The 3,658-nt window shown below is 32.3% G+C and carries 5 protein-coding genes; 3 read left to right on the top strand and 2 right to left on the bottom strand.

Annotation, left to right across the window (positions count from 1 at the left end; all coding sequences use genetic code 11):
* Positions 1-154: 154 nt before the first annotated feature.
* Positions 155-520, top strand: coding sequence for a VOC family protein (locus tag DFR80_RS15000; RefSeq protein ID WP_114490475.1), 366 nt, complete (start codon positions 155-157; stop codon positions 518-520).
* A 225-nt stretch (positions 521-745) separates the two neighbouring features.
* Here DFR80_RS15000 and DFR80_RS14995 read toward each other — a convergent pair whose 3' ends face one another.
* Positions 746-1,024, bottom strand: a complete 279-nt coding sequence (locus DFR80_RS14995; RefSeq protein ID WP_114490474.1) for a helix-turn-helix transcriptional regulator — start codon at positions 1,022-1,024, stop codon at positions 746-748.
* Between the two features lie 11 nt (positions 1,025-1,035).
* Positions 1,036-1,371, bottom strand: a complete 336-nt coding sequence (locus tag DFR80_RS14990) for a type II toxin-antitoxin system RelE/ParE family toxin (protein WP_114490473.1) — start codon at positions 1,369-1,371, stop codon at positions 1,036-1,038.
* Between the two features lie 1,385 nt (positions 1,372-2,756).
* Here DFR80_RS14990 and DFR80_RS14985 point away from each other — a divergent pair.
* On the top strand, positions 2,757-3,056 hold the full coding sequence (locus DFR80_RS14985; RefSeq protein WP_005488947.1) for a type II toxin-antitoxin system Phd/YefM family antitoxin: 300 nt from the start codon (positions 2,757-2,759) through the stop codon (positions 3,054-3,056).
* 20 nt (positions 3,057-3,076) lie between these two features.
* Positions 3,077-3,379, top strand: coding sequence for a type II toxin-antitoxin system RelE/ParE family toxin (locus tag DFR80_RS14980; protein ID WP_114490472.1), 303 nt, complete (start codon positions 3,077-3,079; stop codon positions 3,377-3,379).
* Positions 3,380-3,658: the final 279 nt, after the last annotated feature.

The raw sequence follows: 3,658 nt of genomic DNA, 5'->3' as shown, positions 1-3,658 counted from the left end.
GCACAAAGTTAGCACTTGAACAATTACGGGTATGATAGCCAACTTTGCACCAGGTCTGTAGACACCGGGCACACCGCGAATCCCAGGAACGTTATATGCAATAACAGCCTGTATTGCAAGTAAAGAGTATCTTCAGCAGAAAGGATAACAACTTATGAAACCCAAATTAGAATCCGCTTACATAGCTGTAGAAAATACTGATAAAGCAATAAATTTTTATGAATGGTTTTTAGAAAGATCAGCAGCTAAGAAGGGTGAGAGTTTATATCTCTTTGATGTAGATGGATTTCGCCTTTTCTTGTTTGATCATAATAAAGAAAATGAAAAAGTAAAGTATGGAGATAACTGTTTATTAAGTTTTGAAGTTGATGATGCTGAGAAAACAAAAGAAAAGATAGAAGAGCGTAATTTAAAGATCGTTTTTCCGCTAACTAAAATCCAGGATAATTTAGTTTTTGAGTTTGAAGATACTGAAGGAAACCATATAGAAGTCTTTTCTAAGGTATCAGCATCAAAATGAAGCAGTAATTAAAGAAAGATTATTCGTAACTAACGGCTGTTACAGCATATAACATGGGATTGAAGGTTCCGCTGCGCTCCACGCAAATTCATTCGGCAAGCCAAGTCTGGCTAAGCCTCATGAACTTCTTAAATCCCAGTACCGTTATATGAAACCGTAGCTAAAGCGTTAATAACTAAAAACTGATAGCATAAAGAAAACAGTGCTGTTGAACTTTCAGCACTGTTAATTAAATCTAATTTCAAGTTTTTTACCAAGTGCATGAGCAACCTTATCAAGAAATTCAACACTCGGATTATAATCATCATTTTCTAGTCTGGAGATAGCAGACTGTTTAGTTCCAATTCTATCTGCTAATTCTTTCTGAGTTAAATTGTTTTCAATTCTATACCTTATTATTTGTTTTTTAATTTCATACATAACATTCAGTTTTTCATATTCTTCTTTAACTTCTTCAGATTCAAAAAGTTCATTTTTTAGATCTTTATGATCTATAAATTCCATTTTGTTTCACCTCACTTGATAGAGTTTAGTCTGTTAAGAGCAATATCTATTTCTCTCTGTGGAGTTTTATTAGATTTTTTCTTAAAAATATGCAAAAGAACAAAGATACCATCCTGATAATTTAAAAAGAAGACCCTAAATATATTAGAACTATGCTTTATTCTTAATTCCCATAAATCATCATATCCTTTTAGCTTTTTAAGATGTGGCATACCAAGAAATAAACCAAATTCTTCTAGAAGTTCTATTTCTCTTAGAATTTTAGCTTTTTCCTTAGCTGACTGTTCTTTAATAAATTCAATTACTGGAGATTTATTATTTTTTGCATAATACTTAATCTTATACATATTTTAATCACTCCAATTTCTAAATTTATTATATCACATATATGTTATAAAAGGAAGAATAATTTTAAAGTCTTTGTTTATATAAAGACATTTGGCGAATATATGCAGGAATTTTTTTCTTTTACATGAAGTAAGTTAATAATTGATAAATTAATAGATAAAGCTACGGCATCATATAACATGGGATTGAAGATTCCGCTACGCTCCATGCAAATTCATTCGGCAAGGGCAGTCGCCCTAAGCCTCATGAACTTCTTAAATCCCAGGAACGTTATATGACATTATAGCAAAAGTTACTGCAGCTAATAAGAACAGAAAAAAGGGTTTGGTTATCGCAAGATGATATTTTTATACTTTCTCCGGGGTAGGTAAATAGAAACTGCAAGGTATTAACGAACCTGAGTGCACTAAGAAATAGAAGACCATGATCAATCTTATGAGAGGTTACAGCATTATCTTCAAAACTTCCGACTGATGGTTAAGTTTTTTGCGGGCAGATCTTTTGCAAAAAAGGAGTTATAGGTTTGAAGTTTTGAAGATAAATAATGAGTAGCAATAGAGTCGATGGTTGCTATAACAGTCATATAACATGGGATTAACGGCATGCCCTCTGGCACAAAGTTAGCACTTAAACAATTGCGGATATGATAGCCAACTTTGCGCCAGGTCTATGGACATCGGGCACACCGCGAATCCCAGTAACGTTATATGCAATAATAACTGAACATCAGCAAAAAAGAGAGAGAAAAGATAGGGTTGGATCATCGCTAACTGACATGGATTAACTCCTGCAAATGAAGGAAATAATAATTGTAAGTTTTCAGTAGTTTTAACAATAAACTTGGAAATTATAATTTAAAAAATTATTAGCATATATCAAAAGGTAAATTAGTCACTGTTTGATCTTCACGCACTTCGTGAAGATTTAATATAGTACAGTATTCATGAACTTATCTGCTGGTTAAGGAAGAATATTGATATTTCATTAAGTTGAAGCAGAGAGAAACTTTTTACGCGGCAAGTTATTACAGCATATAACAGAGCATTTGCGCTGACTAAGTAATGAGGTTGAGGTGTAAAACGGCCGTCGCCCTTCGGGACATGGCTTTTGTCACATCTCTTGCAGCTGTTTAAGCTGAAAATGCAGAGGAAAGGCAAGAGATGCGCCAACCTAAAGAACAGGGCAGCCACGTCGCAAATGCTCAGGACGTTATACGAAAGAGCTGGTTTAAAAAAGTCTTTTAAAATAATAATTAAATTCTAAGCTAAAACACTTCTATAAATTAAAACTAAAAATATTGCAATTGATTTTACATAAAATTTAATGTATAATTTAATTAAGATAATCATTTATGAAATATTTTAAATTTATGGAGGTGCAGATAATGGTTACTTTAAGAATTGATAGAGATCATATGGTCTCATCTTCTGAAATTGTTCGTAATTTTAGTAAAATGTTAGATAAAACAAAAGAGTCCCCGCTATTTATTACCAGAAATAATGATATTGAAGGTATTATGATGGATATTGAAGAATATGAAATGTTACTAGAAAAAATAGAATTTCTGGAAGATCAATTAGAAGATGCCCATATTGAAGAGATTATAGCCAAAAGAAAAGAAAACTTTGATCTTAAAGATGCAGTAAGCGAAAAAGAGATAATGGATTTATTAGATAAAGAATAGATTTTAGGGGGCTTAAGTTGATGAAGCTTAAATTTCATCCTGAAGTTAAAAATGATATTTATAATTTAGATGGAAGTGTTAAACCGAGACTTAAAAGTACACTTCATAAAATTAAAAGATCACCTGAATTAGGAAAACCACTTGGAAATAAAAGTGGAATTGATCTATCAGGTTGTTTAAAGATCTACTTTTATCGGAAAAAATATAGAGTTGTTTATCAAATAATGAATGAAGAAGAAGTCATGGTTTGGTCTGTTGGTAAAAGAGAAGATCAAGTTGTTTATATAAGTGCATATAAAAGAATACTTGAAAAGGGGAGATAAACCCCTTTTTTTATTTATAAAAATTTTTAAATTTTATCAAAAGAGCAAACCAGCTCCAACGTATAACATGTGATTGGCGCCATGCCTTATGTCATAAAGCTTGCAGGCTAACCAATCACGGATACGGAAAAGCAAGCTTTACGCCAGTTCCTGACGGAATCAGGCACGAGCGCAAATCCCAGGGACGTTAGGTGAAATAGACTAAAATTTATTGATTTATAATAGGAGGATGAGTATATGAAAAAAAGGGGAATGGTTATAAAGGGTACTGTATTTGGA

It is taken from the genome of Halanaerobium sp. ST460_2HS_T2 (assembly GCF_003337665.1).
In the GTDB taxonomy this organism is placed as follows: Bacteria; Bacillota; Halanaerobiia; order Halanaerobiales; family Halanaerobiaceae; genus Halanaerobium; species Halanaerobium kushneri.
Note: the sequence above shows the minus strand (reverse complement) of the source record. Positions and strands in the feature narration are given on the sequence as shown.

Bases quoted from the DNA above. Each gene is read 5' to 3' on its own strand.
- DFR80_RS15000 (WP_114490475.1), top strand. From the start codon at position 155: ATGAAACCCAAATTAGAATCCGCTTACATAGCTGTAGAAAATACTGAT.
- DFR80_RS14995 (WP_114490474.1), bottom strand. From the start codon at position 1,024: ATGGAATTTATAGATCATAAAGATCTAAAAAATGAACTTTTTGAATCT.
- DFR80_RS14990 (WP_114490473.1), bottom strand. From the start codon at position 1,371: ATGTATAAGATTAAGTATTATGCAAAAAATAATAAATCTCCAGTAATT.
- DFR80_RS14985 (WP_005488947.1), top strand. From the start codon at position 2,757: ATGGTTACTTTAAGAATTGATAGAGATCATATGGTCTCATCTTCTGAA.
- DFR80_RS14980 (WP_114490472.1), top strand. From the start codon at position 3,077: ATGAAGCTTAAATTTCATCCTGAAGTTAAAAATGATATTTATAATTTA.